This is a genomic window from Castellaniella defragrans 65Phen (assembly GCF_000612685.1).
Classification (GTDB): domain Bacteria; phylum Pseudomonadota; class Gammaproteobacteria; order Burkholderiales; family Burkholderiaceae_B; genus Castellaniella; species Castellaniella defragrans.
This window is the reverse complement of the sequence record NZ_HG916765.1, coordinates 1,447,565-1,468,560: the sequence shown is the minus strand read 5'-3', so window position 1 is coordinate 1,468,560 and position 20,996 is coordinate 1,447,565. Positions and strand designations below refer to the sequence as shown.

The window sequence follows — 20,996 nt, the reverse complement described above, 5'->3', positions numbered from 1 at the left end:
CGCCAGGAGCCCCCTGTCATGCCCAAGCTGAAACTCTCCTTCGCCATCGGAGACTACGACCGCAATCGCGCCATCATCGACGGCCGCGTTCCCATCGACGGAGTGGATCCCGTCATCATGAAACTCTCGCCGGAGGAAATCTTCTTCCGCGCGATGCGGCACGAATCCTTCGACGTCTGCGAACTGTCCCTGAGCAGTTTCTCGTTGCGCGTGGCGCGGGGCGACAGCCCGTATGTGGGCGTTCCCGTGTTCCTGTCGCGCGCCTTCCGCCATGCCTCCATCATCGTGCGCAAGGACAGCGGCATCCGGGTTCCGGCCGACCTTGCCGGCAAGCGCGTGGGGACGCCGGAATGGCAGCTCACGGCCAACGTCTGGACCCGCGCCTTCCTGCAGGACGACTTCGGCGTGCGGCCCCAGGACATCCACTGGCTGCGCGGCGGCCTGGAAGAGCCCGGGCGGGTGGAAAAGCTGAAAACGGACCTGCCGGCCGGCGTGTCCATGGAAGACATCCCCGCCGACCGGACCCTGGACCGGATGCTGGACAGCGGCGAGATCGACGCCTACATCGGCCCGCGGGCACCGCGCTGCTTCACGGCCGCCAATCCCCGCCTGCGCTGGCTGTTCGAGGACCCCACCGAGGCGGCCCTGGACTACTACCGCCGCACGAAGATCTTCCCCATCATGCACCTGCTGGGCGTGCGCCGCACGCTGGCCGAGGCGCACCCCTGGCTGCCGGTGGCGCTGCAAAAGGCATTCAACGAATCCAAGGCGCTGGCCCTGGAGGCGCTGGCGGACACGTCCGCCACCAAGGTGACGCTGCCCTTCGTCGAGGAGCAGCTCAGGCTGGCGCAGTCGCAGATGGGCACGGATTTCTGGACCTACGGAGCGCACGAGAACCGGCACGTGCTGGACCATTTCCTGCGGCATCACCACGCTCAGGGCATCTCCAGCCGGCTGGTGGACGCGGAGGAACTGTTCCACCCCGCGACGCTGGAGAGCCATCGGATCTAGGGCTTGCCGCCGGGCGTTCTTGCGCGCGCCTGCTCGTCCCAGGCGCGCAGCTGCGCCAGCTTCTCGCCGATCTTCAGCTCCAGCCCCCGGGGCGCCGGCCGGTACCAGCCCGGTTCGGGCATGCCCTCGGGCAGGTAGGTCTCCCCGGCCGCGTAGGCGTCGGGTTCGTCGTGGGCGTAGCGGTAGGCGTGGCCGTAGCCCAGTTCCTTCATCAGCTTGGTCGGGGCGTTGCGCAGGTGCACCGGCACCTCGCGGCTGCGGTCCTGCTTCACGAAGGCGCGCGCCTGGTTGTAGGCCATGTAGCCGGCGTTGCTCTTGGCGGCGACCGCCAGGTAGATCACGGCCTGGCCCAGAGCCAGCTCGCCTTCCGGCGAGCCCAGGCGCTCGTAGGTGGCGGCCGCGTCGTTGGCGATCTGGATGGCCCTGGGGTCGGCCAGGCCGATGTCCTCCCAGGCCATGCGTACGATGCGCCGCGCCAGGTAGCGCGGATCGGCGCCGCCGTCCAGCATGCGCGTCAGCCAGTACAGCGCGGCGTCCGGATGCGAGCCGCGCACCGACTTGTGCAGCGCCGAGATCTGGTCGTAGAAGTTGTCCCCGCCCTTGTCGAAGCGGCGGCCGTTGAGGGTCAGCGCGGTGCGGATGAAATCGGCGTCGATGCGCGTCGCGCCGGCCGCGCCCGCGGCGGTGGCGCATTGCTCCAGCAGGTTCAGGAAGCGGCGCGCGTCGCCGTCGGCGTAGCCCACCAGGGTGGCGACGGCGGTCTCGTCGAATTCCAGGTGCGCGAGCCCCCCGGCGCTCCGGGCCCGCTCCAGCAGCTGGCGCAGCTCGTCGTCGGACAGCGGTTCGAGCACGTAGACCTGGGCGCGCGACAGCAGGGCGGAATTGACCTCGAAGGAGGGGTTTTCCGTGGTCGCCCCGATGAAGGTCACCAGGCCCGATTCGGCATAGGGCAGCAGGGCGTCCTGCTGGGACTTGTTGAAGCGGTGGATCTCGTCCACGAACAGGATGGTGCGCCGCCCCGCCGCGCGGTGCTGGCGGGCCAGGTCGATGGCCGCGCGGATGTCCTTGACCCCGGAGAAGACCGCCGACAGGGCGATGAACTCGCAGTCGAAGGCATCGGCCATCAGGCGCGCCAGGGTCGTCTTGCCGACGCCGGGCGGGCCCCACAGGATCATGGAATGCGGCGTGCCGGACTCGAAGGCCAGGCGCAGCGGGCGGCCCGGCCCCAGCAGGTGGGTCTGGCCGACGACCTCGTCCAGGGTGCGGGGGCGCAGGGATTCGGCCAGGGGCGCGCCGGCGGCGCGGTCCTCGGCGGGACTGCCCCGCCGGCCCTTGGCGCCGGGTTTCGCGGGCGGCGCCGCGCCCCCGAAACCGGGATCGTCGCCCAGCAGATCGCCCTGGTTCGCCATCACGAGGTCCTGTTCACGCTAATCCATCTTCACCAGGTCGGCGCCCTGGGGCACCGCAAAGCGGAACTGCCCGGCGGGGATGTCGGGATTGGCCTTCAGGCCGGTGAAGACGATGCGCGAGACCTGGCCGAAGGCGTCCAGCAGTTCCAGGCGCCGGGGCAGGCCGCCGGAGAAGGCGATGTCGGCATGGACGAAGCCCGCGTCCGGCGTCCTGGGCACGGCGCGCAGCCACTGCAGGCCGTCGCGGTCGGGCCGGGTCTGGAGGTCGAAGACATCCTCCAGCGAACCCGAGCCGAACAGCAGCGCGGCCGGCGAGGCCCCCACGGCCTGGCTGGCGTTGCGCTCGGTGACCTGCGCCAGGTCCGGGTCGTACTGGTAGACGTGCCGGCCGTCGGACACGATCAGCTGTTCGTAGGGCGCGCGCACTTCCCAGCGGAACTTGCCGGGCCGCTGGAAGGCGAAGGCGCCGCTTTGCGGCTTCTGCGCGGCGCCCTTGGCGTCGGTGCGCTCCTGGCTGAACTGGCCGGTGGCCGACTGCACGCGGTCCACGAAGGACTGCAGCTGCTCGCGCGCGTCGGCCGCCGCCAGGGCCAGGCCCGGCAGGCAGGCCAGCAGCGCGGCGGCGCAGGCCGCCCGCCAGCCCCGGGCCCGCCGCGCGGGGCGGCCGGGCCGCGACGCGCCGCGGACGGACCGGAGGCCGCGCCGGGCCGGATCGCTTTGCACGGCAGACATGTTTTGCATGGCAGACATCTTCATCTCCATCCGATTCGGGAGTTCAGGCCGCCGGCCCGCATCGGCCGGGCATTCGCATCGGCCGGGCATTCAATCCTCGTCCTCGCCGGACTTGGCCGGCACCAGGATGTCGCGGTTGCCGTTGGGCTGCTGGGGGGACACCAGGCCGGCCCGCTCCATCTGTTCGAGGATGCGGGCGGAGCGGTTGTAGCCGATCCGCAGGTTGCGCTGCACGAAGGAGATCGAGGCCCGGCGGCTGCGCATCACGACCTCGACGGCCTGGTCGTACAGCGGGTCGCTTTCCGCATCGGCAAAGCCCGTGACGGAGCTGACGCCGTCGCCGGTCTCGCCCTCGCCGGTGCCTTCCAGCAGGCCCTCGACGTAGTCGGGCTCGCCTTCGGCCTTGAGGGCCTCGACCACGCGGTGGACCTCGTCGTCGTGCACGAAGGCGCCGTGGACCCGCGTGGGCACGCTGGTGCCCGGCGGCTGGTAGAGCATGTCGCCCTGCCCCAGCAGGGTTTCCGCGCCCATCTGGTCCAGGATGGTGCGCGAATCGATCTTGGACGAGACCTGGAAGGCGATGCGCGTGGGGATGTTGGCCTTGATGAGGCCGGTGATGACGTCCACGCTGGGGCGCTGGGTGGCCAGGATCAGGTGGATGCCGGCGGCGCGGGCCTTCTGCGCCAGCCGGGCGATGAGTTCCTCGACCTTCTTGCCCACCACCATCATCAGGTCGGCCAACTCGTCGATCACCACCACGATCATGGGCAGCGTGCCCAGCGGCTCGGGCGCGTCGGGCGTGAGCGAGAAGGGGTTGGGGATGGGTTCCTCGCGCTTCTGCGCCTCGCGGATCTTGGTGTTGTAGCCCGCCAGGTTGCGCACCCCCAGCTTGCTCATGAGCTTGTAGCGCTTTTCCATTTCGGCCACGCACCAGTTCAGGGCGTTGGCCGCGTGGCGCATGTCGGTGACCACGGGCGCGAGCAGGTGGGGAATGCCCTCGTAGACGGACATTTCCAGCATTTTGGGGTCGATCAGGATCAGCCGCACCTGGCTGGCGTCGGCCTTGTAGAGCAGCGACAGGATCATGGCGTTGATCCCCACCGACTTGCCCGAGCCGGTGGTGCCGGCCACCAGCAGGTGCGGCATCTTCGCCAGGTCGGCCACCACCGGGTTGCCGGCGATGTCCTTGCCCAGCGCCATCGTCAGCATGGAAGCGCTGGTGTGGTAGACCTGCGAGCCCAGGATTTCCGACAGGCGCACCGTCTGGCGCCGGGGGTTGGGCAGTTCCAGCCCCATCAGGTTCTTGCCCGGGATGGTTTCCACCACCCGGATGCGCACCAGGCTGAGCGCGCGGGCGAGGTCCTTGGCCAGGTTGACGATCTGGCTGCCCTTGACGCCGGTGGCCGGCTCGATCTCGTAGCGCGTGATGACCGGCCCCGCCTGGGCGGCCACGACGGTGACGCTGACGCCGAAATCGGACAGCTTCTTCTCGATCAGGCGCGAGGTGTATTCGATGGTTTCCGGCGAGACGGTTTCCTGGGACGGCTCCACCGGATCCAGCAGCGACAGGGCCGGCAGGCTGCCCGCCATGGCCGGATCGTCGCGCGCGGTGAACAGGGCCTGCTGCTTTTCCTGCTGGACGCGCGGGGATTTCGGCACGGTGGTGACGGTGGGCTCGATGCGCACCGGCTGCTCGTGCACCAGCTGCGTCTGGCGGGTCTCGACGATTTCCTGGCGCTCGGCCTGGGCCGTGACGCCCGCGCGGCGGTCCTGCCAGGCGTTTTTCAGGTCCCACAGGCGCCGCCAGCCGAGTTCGATGGCGTGGCCGACGCGTTCGGAGACGTTGAGCCAGGAAAAGCCGAAGAACAGGCTGGATCCCATCACGATGAAGGCCAGCAGCAGCAGGGTGCTGCCCGCCCCCCCCATCAGCCGGGCCAGGGCGCCGGCCAGCAGCTGGCCGAGCTGGCCGCCCGCGCCGGCGGGCAGCGCGGCGCCCCAGCCGCGCAGGCGCAGGGCCTCGACGCCCATGCAGCCCAGGAACAGCAGGGTATAGCCGATGCCGACTTCCCAGCGCACGCGCGGCAGCAGTTCCGGGACCCGGCTGGGCAGCACCACGCGCGACAGGCGGTAGAAGCCGGCCGCCACCCGGCGCAGCAGCAGCAGCACCCACAGCCAGGCGGAGGCGCCGCACAGGTACAGCAGCAGGTCGGCGACGTAGGCGCCGAAGGTGCCGCCCCAGTTGTGGATCGCGCCGCCATGGACGGAATGCGACCAGCCCGGATCGGTGCGGTCCCAGGTGGCCAGCACCAGGACCAGCCAGCAGGCCACCGCCGCCAGCAGCACCCAGCGGGCCTCGCGGAACAGGCCGGTCAGGCGGGTCTGCAGGGGCGAAGGGCCATTGCGCACGTTGCGGGAGGAGCGTGTGGGGGTCGCCGGAATTCTTGCCATCGCATCATTATAATTGCGGGGTCAATGTCGAACGGATTTTCAGCGATGTCCAGCGCAAAACACGCCAAACTCATGATTCTGGGGTCCGGCCCCGCGGGCTACACCGCCGCCGTCTACGCCGCGCGCGCCAACCTGGCCCCGGTCCTGATCACCGGCCTGGAGCAGGGCGGCCAGCTGATGACCACCACCGAGGTGGACAACTGGCCGGCCGACGTCGCCGGCGTCCAGGGGCCCGACCTGATGCAGCGCTTCATGGAACACGCCCAGCGCTTCAACACGGAAATGGTGTTCGACCACATCGCCGGCGTGGACCTGTCCCGGCGCCCCTTCGCGCTGACCGGCGACACGGGCACGGCCTACACCTGCGACGCCCTGATCATCGCCACCGGCGCCTCGGCCCAGTACCTGGGCCTGCCGTCCGAGCAGTCCTTCATGGGGCGCGGCGTGTCGGCCTGCGCCACCTGCGACGGCTTCTTCTACAAGAACCAGGACGTGATCGTGGTCGGCGGCGGCAACACCGCCGTCGAGGAAGCCCTGTACCTGTCCAACATCTGCCGCACCGTCACCCTGGTGCACCGCCGCGACAAGTTCCGCGCCGAACCCATCCTGGTCGACAAGCTGATGGACAAGGTCGAGCACGGCAACATGCGCCTGGCGCTGTTCCGCGAACTGGACGAAGTCCTGGGCGACGATTCCGGGGTCACCGGCGCGCGCCTGCGCGACAATCGCAGCGGCCAGACCGAGGACCTCGCCGTCACCGGCGTCTTCATCGCCATCGGCCACAAGCCCAACACGGCGATCTTCGACGGCCAGCTCGCCATGGAAAACGGCTACATCGTCACTCGCAGCGGCCTGCAGGGCCTGGCCACCATGACCTCGGTGCCCGGCGTCTTCGCCGCCGGCGACGTGCAGGACCACGTCTACCGCCAGGCCATCACCAGCGCCGGGACCGGCTGCATGGCCGCCCTGGACGCCCAGCGCTGGCTGGAGAGCGAAGGCCTCTGAATGAGGGCTTCCGGGTCGAGGGCTTCCGGGTGAAGGCGTCCAAGTCGTCGTCGCTGGCCGACCTGCGCCGCCTGCGCGCCGAGGCCTCGCCGCCCGAACCGCCCGCCGCGCCGCGCCGCGCGCAATCCGGCGCACAGCGCGGCGGCCGGGGCGCGGCGACGCACCCACGAGGCGGCGAACGAGGCGAAGGCGGCGCCGGCGCGACGCGCCCGGACGACGCAGCGGAAACCGGCGCCCCGGCGCCGGCCGAAGCGCCGCCGCTGGACCCCGCCGACCGCGCCCTGTTCCGCCAGGCCATGCGCTTCGTGCGGCCGCTGCCGGAGCGCGGCCCCGCGCCCGGGCGGGCGGCGCGCGGCGCGACCCCGAATCCCTGCTGCAGGCGCGGCGCCAGCACGCCCAGGGTGCCTCCGCCGAATCGCGCGCGGCGCCGCCCGCCCAGCGGCAGCGGCGCAAGGCGCCGGCCTACGATCCCGAAGCCGGCGCCTTCCTGCAGGCGGGCTGCGGCCCGGACCTGCTGCGCGGCCTGCGGCGCGGCAAATGGATTCCCCAGGCCTCCCTGGACCTGCACGGCAGCACCCTGGAGCAGGCCCGCGAACGCCTGGACCGGTTCCTGGCCTCGTGCCTGGAGCACGACGTGCGCTGCGTGCGCGTCATCCACGGCAAGGGCATCGGCTCGCGCCAGGGCGAACCCGTCCTGAAGGATGCGATCCGCCAGCACCTGTGCCGCCTGGAAGCCGTCCAGGCCTGGGTCCAGTGCGGCGAGCACGAGGGCGGCGAAGGCGCGCTGCACGCCCTGCTGCGGCTGGCCGGCCCGCCGCGGGACTGAGCCGGGGCGGCCCCGGTCCGCATCCACCGTCCTTTACGCCACCCGCCCCCTTTCCCTTCAGGAGCCTCCGATGAACCCCAGCTGGATCTACCTCGGCATCGCCATCCTGGCCGAAGTCGTCGCCACCTCCGCCCTGAAGGCCTCGGACGGCTTCACGCGCCCCCTGCCCGCGGCGGTCACCGCCATCGGCTACGGGCTGGCGTTCTACCTGCTCGCCCTGGCGCTGAAGACCATCCCCGTGGGCATCGCCTACGCCGTCTGGTCCGGCGCGGGCATCGTGGCCATCGCCATCATCGGCTACTTCGTCTTCGGCCAGGCGCTGGACGCCGCCGCGCTGTTCGGCATCGGCCTGATCCTGGCCGGGGTGCTGGTGCTGAACGTGTTTTCGGGCTCAGGCGGACACTGAGGCCGGCCGCGGCAGCAGGCGCCGGTAACGCGCCGGCAAGGCGAACAGGGCGCCGTGGAATTCGGCGCTGTAGACCTGCAGGTCGCCGATCCCCCGGGCGTCCAGGCGCGCCCCGATTTCCGCGGCGGACAGGCCGGCGGGATCGAGCGTATCCGAGGCCACCGCCAGGGCCCAGTACGAGCCGTACAGGGGGATGTGCAGGCCGTAGGCGTGCACCTGCGGGAAGACCTCGCCCAGCGCGGCCGCCAGGCCGGACACCTGCCCGGGCTCGTGGAACGGGGCCCCCAGGTGCAGGACCAGGGCGCCGCCCGGCGCCAGGACGGCCCGGCAGTCCTCGAAGAACGCCTGCGTGTACAGCGGCCCGGCCGGCGTTTCGGGATCCGTCAGGTCCAGATAGACCAGGTCGAAGGTCTGGCCGCACTCGCGCACGTAGGCGGCGCCGTCCTGGATGCGGACGTCCGCCCGGGGATCGTCCAGGCTGCCCCGGTGGATGGACCCCAGGTGGTCCCGCGCCGCCGCCACCACGCCGCCGTCGAGCTCCACCAGGGTCGCGGATTCGATGCTGCGGTACTTCAGCAGTTCTTCCAGCGCGCCGCCGTCGCCGCCGCCCACGATGAGCGCCCGGCGCGGCGCGGGATGCGCCAGCGCCGCCGGATGGATGAGGGCCTCGTGGTAGAACGCCTCGTCGGCCTCCGAGGTCATCAGGCGGCCGTCCAGGCGCAGGGTCAGGCCCAGCTCGCGCGATTCGAGCACTTCCAGCCATTGCAGGCCGGTGTCGCACGCCAGCACCCGCCGGTCGAAGCGGAAGCCGTACACGCTGTGCTCGTCGAGGGCTTCCAGCAGGGGCTCGCCGGGCTGCGCCGGGCCGTCGCGCTCGCCGCGCATCAGGCGCTGGCGCTGGCAGTCCCCCGGCGCGAAGGCGGATTCGAGCGCGGCCATCAGGTGCTCCGCGCGGGCGGAATTGTCCGTCTCGAAATTGCAGACGTAGACGTCCAGCGTCACCCCGCCGCGTTCCGGCCAGGTATGGATCGCCAGGTGGGATTCGGCCAGCAGCAGCATGCCGGTGACGCCGCCGGGCTGGCCCTGGTAGTCGGGAAAGCGATGCCATTTTTCCCCGACGATGGTCAGGCCGGCATCGAGCGTCGCCTGGCGGCACAGGGCGGCCAGCGCCGCTTCGTCGGTGAGCAGGGTGGCGTCGGACTGGCAGCGATAGAGATCTGCGGTCAGGTGCAGGCCTTGCATGATGGCATCCTCCGGATCAAGGGATCGCGCGCCGTGCGCGGATGAAACGGCCCTGCGGACATCCCGGCAATCGGGGTCCGCCTCATCCGTTTTTTAAAGGGGAAATCGAAAGATGATAGACGAAGACAGCTTTTGAATCAAGAAGCCAAAAGAAGCAAAAAGAAGTAGCAAAAAGAAGAAGTAAAAAGATGCATCAAAAAACCGCCGGGGGGTCGGCTGCCCTCTGCCCGTTGCCCCTGCGCTTCGGCGACCCGTGCGGGGTCCGTGCGCGGATCCGTGGGCGGTCCGCCGATCCGGCCCCGCGGCCGATACCCGGACCCCGGAAGATTCCCCGACCCCGGAAGATTCCCCGACCCCGGAAGATTCCCCGACCCCGGAAGATTCCCGGACCTCGGAAGATTCCCGGACCCCGAGAAGATCCCTGGACCCCGGAAGATTCCCGGGCCCGGAAATGGAACGGGGCCGACGATTGTGTCATCGGCCCCGCCAGATTTCTGTTTTTTATGGGTACTGCCACAAATGAAAGCGCCATCTCCGTGGCGCCAGTGCCCAGCAGGGCTGTCTCCTCACCTGCATGGACGGCATTATGCCGAATCTTTCACTCTGTCACACCTAGGGAAGTCCCTAGCGTGCGGCGCCCAGGCCCCCTCGTGACCACCCCGTCATCAGCTTGCCATCAGTTCGCCGGCCGGCGCCGGACGGCCGAACAGGAAGCCCTGCGCATGGACGCAGCCCATGGACAGCAGCACGTCGCGCTGGGCGGTGTTTTCCACGCCCTCGGCGACCACGTCCAGGTCCAGCGAACAGGCCAGGCTGAGCACGGCCGACACGATGGCCGTGCTGCGCTGCTGCTGCGGCCCCAGCCCCAGCGGCTCGATGAAGGAGCGGTCGATCTTCAGCGTGCGCAGCGGAAAGCGGTGCACGTGGCTGAGCGAGGAATAGCCGGTGCCGAAATCATCCAGCGCGATGCGCACGCCCGCCTCGTGCAGATGGCCCAGGATCTCGGCCGCGGCATCCGGGTCCGACAGCAGGGAGCTTTCGGTCACTTCGACGCACAGCCGATGCGCCGCCACGCCGGACCGGGCCGCCAGGTCCAGCAGGCGCCGGGGGAAATTCCGGCTGTGGAAATGGCATGGCGAGATGTTGATGTTGAGGATCCTGTCCCGGCCCAGCAGCTCCGGCGCGGCCTGGCAGGCCAGGCCGTACATGTGCCAGTCGATGGTCTCGATCAGGCCGGTCTCCTCGGCCGCCGGCAGGAAGCGGTCGGGCCCCAGCATGCCGTGTTCCGGATGCCGCCAGCGGATCAGGGCCTCGTAGCCGGTGACGCCGCCGTCGGCCAGGCGCACGATGGGCTGGAAATAGGCCACGAACTGCTCTTTTTCCAGCGCGGCGCGCATCTGCTGTTCCAGGTCGAGCACGTTCATGGCCGAGGCGTGCAGGCTTTCGTCGAACAGCACGAAGCGCTGGCGGCCCGCCGCCTTGGCGCGGTACAGCGCGGTGTCGGCGTCGTGCAGCAGTTGATCGACCGTGCGGTAGGCCCGGCGGCTCATGGCGATGCCGATGCTGACCGAGACGTGCAGCTGGCGGCCGCCCACCTGGATGGCTTCGGTCATGCGAGCCTGGATGCGCTCGGCCACCAGGCAGGCCGAGAAGGGCTGCGGGCAGTCTTCGAGAAGGACGGCGAACTCGTCGCCCGAGAGCCGGCCGACGATGTCGGGCGACCGCACGCACTCGGCCATCCGCGCCGAGACGATGCGCAGGACCTCGTCGCCCACCCCGTGTCCCAGGCCGTCGTTGAACAGCTTGAAGCGGTCCACGTCCAGGTACAGCAGGGCGAAACTGCGCGCCGGATCGCGCTTCAGGGCGCCCAGCGCGCGATCCAGCCGCTCGCGCAGGTACAGGCGGTTGGGCAGGCCGGTGAGCGAGTCGTGCATGACCTGGTGCTTGAGCTGCTTTTGCGCCCGTTCCCGCACCACGACCTGCCGGCGCAATTCCCGCGTGCGTTCCTGCACCCGCCGCTCCAGCTCGGCGTTCAGGGTCTGCAAGGCCTCGGCCTGCTGGCGCCGCTGCAGGGTGTTGGCGATCTGGTAGGACACGAAGGTCAGCAGTTCGGCGTCCTGCTGCGTGTAGTGCAGGTCGGGCCGGTAGCTTTGCACCACGACCACGCCCATCACGCCGCGAGCGCCCATCAGCGGCGCCCCCAGCCAGGAGATGGCCGGCGTCCCGTAGGTGGCCGCGTCCACCTCGCCCTGCGCGATCAGCGCGCTGATCGCCTCCGCTTCGAGCCGCAGGGTGCGCGCATGGCGGATCGCATATTCGCTCATGCCACGGCCCATGGGCCGGCGCAACAGCTCCGCTCCCGAACTGTCCACGTAATAGGGAAAATCCAGCCACTGGCCGTCCTCGGACACCAGCGCGATGCAGAAGCTCTCGGCGTCGAGCAGTTCGCCCACGGCCTGGTGGATGCTGCGGTAGAAAGCCTCGTTGCTATCCTGCCCGTGGCCGAGCGCGGCGATCCGGTACAGCGTGGCCTGCAGGTGGACCGCGCGCTCGCTCTCGCGCACCTGTTCCTGCAGCCGGGCATTGGCGCGGGCCAGCTCGCGCGTGCGTTCGGCCACCCGGCGCTCCAGGGCCTCCTGGCCGAGCTTGCGCTCGACGGCGTTCAGCACGTGCTCGGCCACGAACGCCAGCACGTGCTCGTCGGACTGGGTGTATCCCCGGCCTTCCTCGTAGCTTTGCACGGCCAGGATGCCGAAGACCCGGCCGTCCCGGCACATCGGCACCGCCATGAAATCCACCGAGGGCGTGCCCACGCCGTGCCCCTGCCGCAGCCCCAGGGCGCGGACGATCTCGTTCGAGGGTCCGCGCATGGGGCGGGCCTCCCGGATCAGCCGCAGGGTGAGGGTGTCGCGCAGCTGTTCGGCGGTGAATTCCTGGTCGGGCCGATAGACCTGCCCGTCCATGACGTCGGAAAAATAGATGAACCGGACCGTCTCGCGGCGCGGATCGTGCAGGGCGATGTAGAAGTTTTCCGCGTACATCAGGCGGGAGATGATGCGGTGCAGGCCTTCCAGCAGGCTTTGCATGTCCAGCCCCGACGCCGCCATGTCGGCGATGGCGAACAATGCCCGCTGCAGGCGGTCGGAGTGTTCGAGGCGCCGCACCGACGCCTGCAGGCGCTCGATTGCCCCCGCCTCGATCATTTCCGTCGGTTCCGACGGACTCGTCCGGCGCTGTCGACTCATACGATCCCCAGTGGCTCCGCGCGATGCGTTGATCCCTGTCTGCCCGTGCCTGCAGTATACCGGTCGGCGGCAGGGTCATCATGACCGGCGAATGGCCGATATCAGTCCATCCCAATGGGCTGGGCCGGGATCCTCCGATAGGATGGGACGGCCGTTCCGCAGCCGGCTTGCCCGGGCCGGCCGGTCACCCCATAAAATCAACAGGAGACACCTCGATGCACGCCCCCGCACCCGCCCCCCTCCCCCGGCCGGAGGATGAAAACCCCGGGCTGGCCGCCAACCTGGCCTACGGCTTGCAGCACGTCCTGACCATGTACGGCGGCATCATCGCCGTGCCCCTGATCATCGGCGAGGCCGCCGGCCTGCCGCCCGACGAACTGGGGCTGCTCATCACCGCCTGCCTGTTCATGGGCGGCCTGGCCACGCTGCTGCAGACCCTGGGCCTGCCGCTGTTCGGCTCCCAGCTGCCGCTGGTGCAGGGCGTCTCGTTTTCCGGCGTCGCCACCATGATCGCCATCCTGAACACCGGCGGCGGGCTGCCCGCCATCTTCGGCGCCGTCATGGCCGCCTCGCTCATCGGCCTGATCGTCACGCCGGTGTTCTCCCGCATCATCCGCTTCTTCCCGCCCCTGGTCACCGGCATCGTCATCACCACCATCGGCCTGACCCTCATGCCCGTGGCCGCCCTGTGGGCGATGGGCGGCAACAGCGCCGCGCCGGACTTCGGCAGCATGGGCCACATCGGCCTGGCCGCCGGCACGCTGGCCATCGTGCTCGTCCTGACCCGGCTGGGCAACGCGGCCGTCTCGCGCCTCTCGATCCTGATCGCCATCCTGATCGGCACCCTGGCCGCCGCGGCCAGCGGGCAGGCGGACTTCTCCCACGTGGCCCAGGGCGGCTATTTCGGCCTGCCCTCGCTGTTTCACTTCGGCTGGCCCACCTTCCAGGCGGCCGCCATCGTCTCGATGTTCATCGTCATCATCGTCACCCTGGTCGAGACCTCCGCCGACATCCTCGCCGTGGGCGACATCATCGACACCCGCATCGATTCCCGCCGCCTGGGCAACGGCCTGAGGGCGGACATGCTCTCGAGCCTGATCGCGCCGGTGTTCGGCTCGTTCACGCAAAGCGCCTTCGCCCAGAACGTGGGCCTGGTCGCCGTCACGGGCGTCAAGAGCCGCTACGTGGTCGCATTCGGCGGCCTGATCCTGATCGCGCTGGGCCTGGCGCCGGTCATGGGCCGCGTGGTCGCCTGCATCCCGCCGCCGGTGCTGGGCGGCGCCGGCATCGTCCTGTTCGGCACCGTGGCCGCCAGCGGCATCCGCACGCTGGCGCGGGTCGAGTACGAGGGCAACGCCAACCTGGTCATCGTGGCCACCGGGATCGGCGCGGGCATCATCCCCATCATCGCGCCCCGCTTCTACGACGCCTTCCCCACCTGGTTCTCGACCATCTTCCAGTCCGGCATCAGCTCCGCCGCCGTCGTGGCGATCCTCATGAACCTGGTCTTCAACCACACGGGCGCCGCCGCGCGGACCGCCCGCGCCTCCTCGCGGCCGCAGGCCCTGAGCCAGTCCACGGCGTCCGGCACGTCCGCCTGAGCGCCGCGGGCGCGGGCCGCCGCGGCGGCGGCCCGGGGCGCGCCGCGCGGCGCCCCCATCGCGGCACGCCGCTTGCTGCGGCGTGGCGACGCCACTGACGGCGTCACCACACCAGGAGAATACGGATGGCCATGAACAAATCGCACGCGCCCGCCGCCCAGAAAGGCGTGCTCGGCATGCTGATCGACGACCACCGGGAGGCGCAGCGGCTTTTCAAGGAGTTCAAGTCCGCCAAGGATCCCGCCCGGCAGGAAGAAATCGTGCGGCACGCCTGTACCGCGCTGACCGCCCACACGAAGATCGAGGAGGAGCATTTCTATCCCTTCCTGCGCGACGCCGACGCCGATGCGTTCGGCAGCCTGCTGGACGAGGCCACGGTCGAGCACGCCAGCGCCAAGGACCTGATCGCCCAGCTGGAGGCGATGAAGCCCGCCGACGACCTGTACGAGGCCCATTTCACCGTGCTGGGGGAATACACCAATCACCACATCAAGGAGGAGGAGGACGAACTGTTCCCGAAGGTGATCGACAAGGCAATCGACCTGCGCGGGCTGGAAAAGCCCATGGAAGACACCAGGCGCGAGGCGATGTCGGCCAAGGCATCGGCCTGAAGAGCGGCACGCCGCTTGCTGCGGCGGCGCCGGACACGACCTTTCGTCATCACAGGAGTCATCATGAACCACACCCGAACGGCCTCCTTCATCCTGGGTGCGGCCGCCGCCGCATTCTCCATGCTGGCGGCGGGCCAGCAGCCCGGCGGGCTCGCGCAGCAGGATCGCGCCTTCATGGAAAACGCGATCCAGGGCAGCTACGCCGAGATCGAAGCCAGCCAGCTCGCGCTGAAGAAGGACAGCAGTCCGGACGTCAGGGCCTTCGCCAACACCATGATCAGCGACCACGGAAAAATGGTGGAAGAAGCCAGGACGCTGGCCCAGCAGAAAGGCTACACGCCGCCCGACGGCCCCTCCGTCCTGCAGAAGGGCGAGGCGACGGCGCTGAAGACCCTGAGCGGCGGCGCCTTCGACGCCGCCTACGTCAACCGCATCGGCGTGGCGGCCCACGAATCGACGGTCCAGCAGTTCCAGCAGGCGGACCAGGAAGTCCAGGATCCCGACATCAAGGCCATGATCCGCAAGGCGCTGCCCAAGCTGCAGGAACACCTGCGGATGGCCCGCGCGCTGGATGCCAAGCAGGACGCCCAGTGAGGCGCGGCGCGCCATCGACGTTCAGGAGACACCCATGGACGAGACGAAACGCAGATTCGTCCAGGCCGCGCTGGCGCTGCCCGCGGTCCTGGCCCTGCCCGCCTGCGGACGGGAAGAAACCAGGTCGGCCCGAATCGCCGGGACCTTCTTCTCGCCCGCCGAATACCGCTTCATCGAAGCCGCGACCGCCCGCCTGATTCCGGGCGACGAGAACGATCCCGGCGCCATCGAGGCCGCCATCCCGCTGTTCATCGACCTGCAGCTGGCGGGCCCCTACGGCCGCGCCGACCGCTGGTACATGGAAGGCCCCTGGGCGGCGGGCACCGAGCAGCAGGGCTACCAGCTCAGGCAGACGCCCGCGGAACTGTACCGCATCGCCATCGCCGGCATCGAGGAATACTGCCGCGGGCGCTACGGCGGCCGCGTGTTCGCGGACCTGAGCGCCGAACAGCAGGACGAGGTGCTGCGCGATCTGGAAGCCGGCAAGATCGAGCTCGACGGCGTTCCCGGCAAGGGCTTCTTTTCCGTGCTGTGGCAGAACACGCAGGAAGGATTCCTGTCCGACCCCATGTACGGCGGCAACCGCGGCTTCGCCGGCTGGAAGCTGATCGGATTCCCCGGCCCCCGCTACAACTACGTCGAGGAAATCACCCAATACGGCAAACCCTACCCGCTGCCGCCCGTCGGCATCCTGGGCCGGGACGGCACACGCATGCGCACCGGCGCGTAAAGGAGGCAGGATGGCAAAACGACTGAAGCCGGTGGACGTGGTGCTGGTGGGATTCGGCTGGACCGCCTCCATCATCGCCCAGGAACTGACGGACGAAGGCCTGCAGGTGCTGGCCCTGGAGCGCGGCGAGGACCGCGCCACGGTGCCGGACTTCGCCACCACCCACATCCAGGACGAACTGAAGTACGCGGTCCGCAACCACATGTTCCAGGCCCCCATCCGGGAGACCCTGAGCTTTCGCAACACCCCCGACCAGAAGGCCCTGCCCATGCGCCAGCTCGGATCCTTCCGGCCCGGCGCCGGCGTGGGGGGCGCGGGCGTGCACTGGAACGGGCAGACCTGGCGCTTCCTGCCGGACGATTTCGTCATCCGCTCCCATACCGAGGAGCGCTACGGCCCCGGCTTCATCCCCGAAGACCTCACCATCCAGGACTGGGGCATCACCTACGACGAGCTGGAGTCCTGTTACGACCGCTTTGAATACCTGTGCGGCGTCTCCGGCAAGGCGGCCAACGTGGCGGGCGAGCGCCGTCCGGAAGGCAATCCCTTTGAAGGCAACCGGTCGCGCGACTACCCGCTGCCTCCGCTGGAGCCCAGCGCCGGCTCGCTGATGTTCGACAAGGCGGCGCGCGAACTCGGCTACCACCCCTTTCCCGGGCCGGCCGCCAACGCCTCCCGGCCCTACCTGAACCCGCTGGGCGTGCAGATGGGCCAATGCACGTACTGCGGCTTCTGTGAATGGTTCGGCTGCGGCAACAATTCCAAGGCTTCGCCGCAATCGACGATCCTGCCGGTGCTGCTGAAAAAGGACAATTTCTCCTACCGCACCGGCTGCGACGTCACGCGCGTGGTGCTGGACGGCTCGGGCACCAAGGCCAAGGGCGTACTGTACCGCGACCTGGAAGGCCGCGAATTCGAGCAGCCCGCGGAGCTGGTCGTCCTGTGCGCCTTCGCGCACCACAACGTTCACCTGCTGCTGCTCTCGGGCATCGGCAAGCCCTACGATCCCGCGCGCAGCGCCGGCGTGGTCGGCCGCAACTACGCCTACCAGATCACCTCCGCCGTGGAGGTCTTCGTCGACGAGCTGATGAACCCGTACATGGGCGCCGGCGCCCTGGGCCAGGCCATCGACGACTTCAACGGCGACAATTTCGACCACGGCCCGGAAGGCTTCATCGGCGGCGGCTACATCGCGCTGTGGACCACCGGCGGACGTCCCATCCTGCAGCACCACCTGCCCAAGGACACGCCCACCTGGGGCGCCGGATGGAAGAAGGCGATGGCGGAGAACTACCTGCACAGCACCTCGGTCTCGACCCACGGCAGCGTCGTGAGCCACCGCAACGCCTACCTGGACCTGGATCCGACCTACAAGGACCTCTACGGCAACCCCATGCTGCGGCTGACCTTCGATTTCCACGCCAACGACTACCGGATGTCCGACTACCTGACCGGCAAGGCCGAAGGCATCGCCCGGACGATGAAGCCGCGCTCGATCAACGTCAAGAAGCGCAAGCCGCCCTACAGCATCATCCCGTACCAGACCACCCACAACACCGGGGGCGCCGTCATGGGCGACGACCCGCGCACCAGCGTCGTCAACCGCTACCTGCAGAGCTGGGACGTGCCCAACGTCTTCGTCGTCGGCGCCTGCAACTTTCCGCAGAACCCCGGCTACAACCCTACCGGCACGGTCGGCGCGCTCGCCTTCTGGGCGGCGGACGCGATACGCACGCGCTACCTGAAACGGCCCGGACCCCTGGTCCAGGCCTGACGCGGGAGGCATCATGCGCAAGAACCACGCCATCCTGGGCTGTCTCGCCCTGCTCTGCGCCGTCCCGGCCGCCGGCGCGGCCGACCTGCACAGCGCGGACTTCACCAACATCCAGCGCGGACGGTACCTGGCCAACGCCGGAGACTGCATTTCCTGCCACACCGCCAAGGGCGGTAAGCCCTACGCCGGCGGCTACCCGGTGGAAACGCCCTTCGGCACCCTCTACTCCAGCAACATCACGCCGGACGTCGTGACGGGCATCGGCAACTGGAGCCGCGACGACTTCTACCGCGCCATGCACGAGGGCAGGCGCAAGGACGGGCAGTACCTGTATCCGGCCTGTCCCTACCCCTGGTTCACCAAGATGACCCGGGAGGACGTCGACGACCTCAAGTCCTACCTGGACACCCTGCAGCCGGTGCGCGCCATCCCGCCGGAAAACGACCTGATCTGGCCACTGGGCTGGCGGGAGATGGTGGCGGGCTGGAACCTGCTGTTCTTCGAGCCGGGCACCTACGCCGCGGATCCGGACAAGTCCACGCTCTGGAACCGCGGCGCCTACCTGGTGCAGGGCCCGGGCCACTGCGCCGCCTGTCACACGCCGAAGAATTTCCTGGGCGGGACGGACTCCGACCGGGCATTGCAGGGCGGCGACGCCGGCGAAGGGTGGTTCGCGCCCGGCCTGACGGGCAACCACCGCGACGGCCTGGGCGGCTGGTCCGAGCGCGACATCATCGAATACCTGAAGACCGGCGCCAATCCCCACACCGCCAGCACCGGCCCGATGACCGAGGTGGTGATGAATTCCACGCGCCACCTCAGCGATTCCGACCTGCAGGCCGTCGCCGCCTATCTGAAGGACATCCCGGCCCATCGGGCGGAGAAGGGGGACGGGGACAAGGACGCCGCCACCCTCGACGAACAGGCCATGAAGCGCGGCAAGGCGCTGTACGCCGACCAGTGCATGGGCTGCCACATGGCCGACGGCAAGGGCCAGGCTCACGCCTTCCCGCCCCTGGCCGGCGCGTCCTCGGTGCAGGCGCCCAATGCGCAGACCCTGATCCAGGTGGTCCTGAGCGGCGACTACATGGCGGACCCGCCGTCCCTGCCCACGGGCCTGGCCATGCCCGCCTTCGACTGGAAGCTCGGCGACCAGGAGATCGCCGACGTGCTCACCTACGTGCGCAACAGCTGGGGCAACCGGGCTCCGGCCGTCGATGCGGACACCGTCGCGGACATGCGCGAGAGCGTGCACGAGTACGGACCGCGCTACAAGCGGCTGATCAGCCGGCCCTGAGGGGCGCCCGGACGGCCCCCGCCCGGCGGGCCAGCTTCCGCCGGGCCGGAGCCGGCCGGGTAAGCCGGCGGGTGGGCGCCTGCCGGCGCAGGCCGCGTGCGGCGCCTTCCCTGGCACGGCGGGACAGGCGCTCCATCGCCTCGTCCACGGGCCTCCATCCCGCCTTGCTCATCCGGCCGTGTTGGCTGTATAAATTCACAGTATCAGCCACGGAGCCCCCATGTACACCATCACTCTTCAAGACGCCCCCGCCGATCTTCCCGAACGCGCCCGGCAGGACGCCGAACAGCGCTTCCGCCGGACACTGGAACGCGCCCTGGGCGGGCCGGAGCACGTGCTCGCGGCCTTCCGGGCCTGGACCACGGCCGAGGACACCCCGGAAAACGAGATGGCATCGGCGGACATCGAACTGGCCAAGCGCTGGATCGCCGCGGCCGGACGGGCGCGCGGCGATGCGTTCCAGAACCTGGGGGAGACGGAGGCGTGGTTCGAGGTGCGGGCCGAGCGGTAGGCCGCCCGCTCCGCGCCGGCATCCCGCTTCTTCGGGCCGAGCAACCGCTGCCGGCGCGGCGGACCCAGGCCCGGAAGCGAACCGGACGTCGCCATCCGGCGCGCGGGTGCTGTCGGGACGAATCCCAAGAAAAGAATCACTTCCCGAGAAGGGCCGGATACGCAAAAAAGCCCGGTTCCCTAGGGAATGCCGGGCTTTCCTGGACTTCAAGGGATCGGCCTGGGGCCGATCCCGACCAGCCTGGAAGGCTGGAATCGATCACATATTGTCGATCATCACCTGGCCGAAGCCGGAGCACGACACCTGGGTCGCGCCTTCCATCAGGCGGGCGAAGTCGTAGGTGACCTTCTTCGACAGGATGGATTTTTCCATGCTGCTGATGATCAGGTCGGCGGCCTCGGTCCAGCCCATGTGGCGCAGCATCATTTCGGCGGACAGGATCTCCGAACCCGGGTTGACGTAGTCCTTGCCGGCGTACTTCGGCGCGGTGCCGTGGGTGGCTTCAAACATGGCCACGGAATCCGACAGGTTGGCGCCCGGGGCGATGCCGATCCCGCCGACCTGGGCGGCCAGGGCGTCGGAGATGTAGTCGCCGTTCAGGTTCAGCGTGGCGATGACGTCGTATTCGGCCGGGCGCAGCAGGATCTGCTGCAGGAAGGCGTCGGCGATGACGTCCTTGACCGTGATGTCGCGGCCGGTCTTGGGGTTCTTGAACTTGCACCACGGGCCGCCGTCGATCAGCTGGGCGCCGAATTCCTTCTGGGCCAGGGCGTAGCCCCAGTCGCGGAAGCCGCCTTCGGTAAACTTCATGATGTTGCCCTTGTGCACCAGGGTGACGCTCGGGCGGTCGTTGTCGATGGCGTACTGGATGGCCTTGCGCACCAGGCGTTCCGTGCCTTCGCGCGACACGGGCTTGACGCCGATGCCGGAGGTGCCGGGGAAGCGGATCTTCTTGACGCCCAGCTTGTCCTGCAGGAATTCGATGAGCTGGCGGGCCTTGTCGGATTCGGCCTCGAATTCGATGCCGGCGTAGATGTCCTCGGAGTTTTCGCGGAAGATGACCATGTCGGTCTTTTCCGGCTCGCGCACGGGCGAGGGCACGCCCTTGAAGTAGCGCACCGGGCGCAGGCAGACGTACAGGTCCAGTTCCTGGCGCAGGGCCACGTTCAGCGAACGGATGCCGCCGCCCACCGGGGTGGTCAGCGGGCCCTTGATGGAGACGACGTACTCGCGCACGGCTTCCAGGGTTTCCTCGGGCAGCCAGACGTCCGGGCCGTAGATCCGGGTGGATTTCTCGCCGGCGTAGACTTCCATCCAGTGGATCTTGCGCTTGCCGCCGTAGGCCTTGGCGACCGCGGCGTCCACGACCTTCAGCATCACCGGGGTGATGTCCTGGCCCGTGCCGTCGCCCTCGATGTAGGGAACGATGGGCTCATCGGGGATGTTCAGGGAGAAATCGGCGTTGACCGTGATCTTCTGTCCGCCGGCCGGGACCTTGATGTGCTGATAGGACATGGGTGCTCCAGTGTTGCTGGGTTTGTTGTGCAAGAGAAA

17 protein-coding genes are annotated in these 20,996 nt (G+C 69.2%); 11 read left to right on the top strand and 6 right to left on the bottom strand.

From position 1 onward, the window contains the following. The first annotated feature begins 18 nt into the window (after window positions 1-18). A complete protein-coding gene (locus BN940_RS06610) occupies window positions 19-1,011 on the top strand; it encodes a 4,5-dihydroxyphthalate decarboxylase (RefSeq protein ID WP_043681349.1) in 993 nt (330 codons plus the stop codon). On the opposite strand, the gene BN940_RS06605 is transcribed toward BN940_RS06610, so the two are convergent. The 3 genes from BN940_RS06605 to BN940_RS06595 form a co-directional block, all read right to left on the bottom strand. Next, window positions 1,008-2,420 (bottom strand): replication-associated recombination protein A, encoded by a 1,413-nt coding sequence (locus BN940_RS06605; protein ID WP_084330548.1) that lies wholly within the window; start codon window positions 2,418-2,420, stop codon window positions 1,008-1,010. The genes BN940_RS06610 and BN940_RS06605 overlap by 4 nt on opposite strands. An 18-nt stretch (window positions 2,421-2,438) precedes the next feature. Next, complete coding sequence (lolA, locus tag BN940_RS06600) at window positions 2,439-3,161, bottom strand: outer membrane lipoprotein chaperone LolA (protein WP_242404279.1); 723 nt, start codon at window positions 3,159-3,161, stop codon at window positions 2,439-2,441. Between the two features lie 81 nt (window positions 3,162-3,242). Then, the gene (locus BN940_RS06595) at window positions 3,243-5,600 is read right to left on the bottom strand and encodes a DNA translocase FtsK (RefSeq protein WP_043681346.1); all 2,358 of its coding nucleotides are present in this window, start codon (window positions 5,598-5,600) and stop codon (window positions 3,243-3,245) included. 45 nt (window positions 5,601-5,645) lie between these two features. On the opposite strand from BN940_RS06595, the gene trxB reads away from it, so the two are divergent. From trxB to BN940_RS06580, 3 genes are all read left to right on the top strand, one after another. Next, complete coding sequence (trxB, locus tag BN940_RS06590) at window positions 5,646-6,605, top strand: thioredoxin-disulfide reductase (RefSeq protein ID WP_043681343.1); 960 nt, start codon at window positions 5,646-5,648, stop codon at window positions 6,603-6,605. 124 nt (window positions 6,606-6,729) lie between these two features. Further along, complete coding sequence (locus BN940_RS20225; RefSeq protein ID WP_084330547.1) at window positions 6,730-7,431, top strand: Smr/MutS family protein; 702 nt, start codon at window positions 6,730-6,732, stop codon at window positions 7,429-7,431. A 70-nt stretch (window positions 7,432-7,501) separates the two neighbouring features. Further along, complete coding sequence (locus BN940_RS06580; RefSeq protein WP_043681341.1) at window positions 7,502-7,837, top strand: DMT family transporter; 336 nt, start codon at window positions 7,502-7,504, stop codon at window positions 7,835-7,837. Here the strand turns inward: BN940_RS06580 and speE are convergent. Further along, a complete protein-coding gene (gene speE, locus BN940_RS06575) occupies window positions 7,823-9,079 on the bottom strand; it encodes a polyamine aminopropyltransferase (protein ID WP_043681340.1) in 1,257 nt (418 codons plus the stop codon). The genes BN940_RS06580 and speE overlap by 15 nt on opposite strands. Window positions 9,080-9,744: 665 nt before the next feature. Further along, window positions 9,745-12,282: a bifunctional diguanylate cyclase/phosphodiesterase gene (locus BN940_RS06570; protein ID WP_052355653.1), complete on the bottom strand. Its 2,538-nt coding sequence runs from the start codon at window positions 12,280-12,282 to the stop codon at window positions 9,745-9,747. Between the two features lie 257 nt (window positions 12,283-12,539). Here BN940_RS06570 and BN940_RS06565 point away from each other — a divergent pair, with 257 nt between their 5' ends. The 7 genes from BN940_RS06565 (at window position 12,540) to BN940_RS06530 (ending at window position 19,442) form a co-directional block, all read left to right on the top strand. After that, complete coding sequence (locus tag BN940_RS06565; protein WP_084330545.1) at window positions 12,540-13,925, top strand: nucleobase:cation symporter-2 family protein; 1,386 nt, start codon at window positions 12,540-12,542, stop codon at window positions 13,923-13,925. Window positions 13,926-14,056: 131 nt separating this feature from the next. Beyond that, on the top strand, window positions 14,057-14,536 hold the full coding sequence (locus BN940_RS06560) for a hemerythrin domain-containing protein (protein WP_043686108.1): 480 nt from the start codon (window positions 14,057-14,059) through the stop codon (window positions 14,534-14,536). Between the two features lie 63 nt (window positions 14,537-14,599). Continuing rightward, window positions 14,600-15,130 carry a DUF4142 domain-containing protein gene (locus tag BN940_RS06555; protein WP_052355652.1) on the top strand — a complete coding sequence of 177 codons (531 nt, stop codon included), beginning with the start codon at window positions 14,600-14,602 and terminating at the stop codon, window positions 15,128-15,130. Between the two features lie 34 nt (window positions 15,131-15,164). Continuing rightward, complete coding sequence (locus BN940_RS06550; protein ID WP_043681338.1) at window positions 15,165-15,860, top strand: gluconate 2-dehydrogenase subunit 3 family protein; 696 nt, start codon at window positions 15,165-15,167, stop codon at window positions 15,858-15,860. 10 nt (window positions 15,861-15,870) lie between these two features. After that, complete coding sequence (locus BN940_RS06545; RefSeq protein WP_043681336.1) at window positions 15,871-17,634, top strand: GMC family oxidoreductase; 1,764 nt, start codon at window positions 15,871-15,873, stop codon at window positions 17,632-17,634. Between the two features lie 13 nt (window positions 17,635-17,647). Beyond that, window positions 17,648-18,931, top strand: a complete 1,284-nt coding sequence (locus tag BN940_RS06540; RefSeq protein ID WP_043681333.1) for a cytochrome c — start codon at window positions 17,648-17,650, stop codon at window positions 18,929-18,931. A gap of 220 nt (window positions 18,932-19,151) precedes the next feature. After that, entirely contained in the window at window positions 19,152-19,442 is a 291-nt protein-coding gene (locus BN940_RS06530) for a hypothetical protein (protein ID WP_043681327.1), read from the top strand. Window positions 19,443-19,700: 258 nt separating this feature from the next. Here BN940_RS06530 and icd read toward each other — a convergent pair whose 3' ends face one another. Next, window positions 19,701-20,957, bottom strand: a complete 1,257-nt coding sequence (gene icd, locus BN940_RS06525; protein WP_043681324.1) for an NADP-dependent isocitrate dehydrogenase — start codon at window positions 20,955-20,957, stop codon at window positions 19,701-19,703. Window positions 20,958-20,996: the final 39 nt, after the last annotated feature.

What these genes read in the sequence shown, in the direction of transcription:
- BN940_RS06580 (WP_043681341.1), top strand. Translation starts at nt 7,502, where the DNA reads ATGAACCCCAGCTGGATCTACCTCGGCATCGCCATCCTGGCCGAAGTC.
- BN940_RS06595 (WP_043681346.1), bottom strand. Translation starts at nt 5,600, where the DNA reads ATGGCAAGAATTCCGGCGACCCCCACACGCTCCTCCCGCAACGTGCGC.
- BN940_RS06565 (WP_084330545.1), top strand. Translation starts at nt 12,540, where the DNA reads ATGCACGCCCCCGCACCCGCCCCCCTCCCCCGGCCGGAGGATGAAAAC.
- BN940_RS06610 (WP_043681349.1), top strand. Translation starts at nt 19, where the DNA reads ATGCCCAAGCTGAAACTCTCCTTCGCCATCGGAGACTACGACCGCAAT.
- BN940_RS06560 (WP_043686108.1), top strand. Translation starts at nt 14,057, where the DNA reads ATGAACAAATCGCACGCGCCCGCCGCCCAGAAAGGCGTGCTCGGCATG.
- BN940_RS06545 (WP_043681336.1), top strand. Translation starts at nt 15,871, where the DNA reads ATGGCAAAACGACTGAAGCCGGTGGACGTGGTGCTGGTGGGATTCGGC.
- BN940_RS06540 (WP_043681333.1), top strand. Translation starts at nt 17,648, where the DNA reads ATGCGCAAGAACCACGCCATCCTGGGCTGTCTCGCCCTGCTCTGCGCC.
- speE (WP_043681340.1), bottom strand. Translation starts at nt 9,079, where the DNA reads ATGCAAGGCCTGCACCTGACCGCAGATCTCTATCGCTGCCAGTCCGAC.
- BN940_RS06550 (WP_043681338.1), top strand. Translation starts at nt 15,165, where the DNA reads ATGGACGAGACGAAACGCAGATTCGTCCAGGCCGCGCTGGCGCTGCCC.
- icd (WP_043681324.1), bottom strand. Translation starts at nt 20,957, where the DNA reads ATGTCCTATCAGCACATCAAGGTCCCGGCCGGCGGACAGAAGATCACG.
- lolA (WP_242404279.1), bottom strand. Translation starts at nt 3,161, where the DNA reads ATGCAAAACATGTCTGCCGTGCAAAGCGATCCGGCCCGGCGCGGCCTC.
- BN940_RS06570 (WP_052355653.1), bottom strand. Translation starts at nt 12,282, where the DNA reads ATGATCGAGGCGGGGGCAATCGAGCGCCTGCAGGCGTCGGTGCGGCGC.
- BN940_RS06555 (WP_052355652.1), top strand. Translation starts at nt 14,600, where the DNA reads ATGAACCACACCCGAACGGCCTCCTTCATCCTGGGTGCGGCCGCCGCC.
- BN940_RS06530 (WP_043681327.1), top strand. Translation starts at nt 19,152, where the DNA reads ATGTACACCATCACTCTTCAAGACGCCCCCGCCGATCTTCCCGAACGC.
- BN940_RS06605 (WP_084330548.1), bottom strand. Translation starts at nt 2,420, where the DNA reads ATGGCGAACCAGGGCGATCTGCTGGGCGACGATCCCGGTTTCGGGGGC.
- trxB (WP_043681343.1), top strand. Translation starts at nt 5,646, where the DNA reads ATGTCCAGCGCAAAACACGCCAAACTCATGATTCTGGGGTCCGGCCCC.